The sequence below is a fragment of the Pseudomonas tremae genome (genome assembly GCF_001401155.1).
Classification (GTDB): domain Bacteria; phylum Pseudomonadota; class Gammaproteobacteria; order Pseudomonadales; family Pseudomonadaceae; genus Aquipseudomonas; species Aquipseudomonas tremae.
This window is the reverse complement of the sequence record NZ_LJRO01000166.1, coordinates 1-361: the sequence shown is the minus strand read 5'-3', so window position 1 is coordinate 361 and position 361 is coordinate 1. Positions and strand designations below refer to the sequence as shown.

Genomic DNA, 361 nt, shown 5'->3' with positions numbered 1-361 from the left:
GCATGGCTGCTGGAGTCGCTGGTGCCGTTTGCCGGAGAGTAAACGGATCGGCTCTCATAACCGGCAGTCAGCAGTCGCGGGGCTTGCTGATTTCCAGCTATAAAGCACAGACTTTCAACACTGTCGGGCAGGGTAACGCATGACATTCGACGGGCACTCCGATCCTGTTACACGTGATACCCCGGTGGACGACCGCTACCGAAATACGAAGAACGTGAGGCGCTTCATGACCGGACAATGCGGGCCGTCGTTCAGGTTCGACCGGCCATTCATGGCGTGGATCACTAATGGCGAGCCCAAAAACATGGGCCAGATCGTGGATGAATGGTTACTTCTGCGACTGTCTCTTATACACATCTTT

1 protein-coding gene is annotated in these 361 nt (G+C 55.1%); it reads left to right on the top strand.

The features are described from left to right. Positions 1–139: 139 nt before the first annotated feature. The coding region (locus tag ALO43_RS12120) for a DUF6434 domain-containing protein (RefSeq protein ID WP_157062287.1) at positions 140–361 on the top strand (222 nt) is incomplete at its 3' end.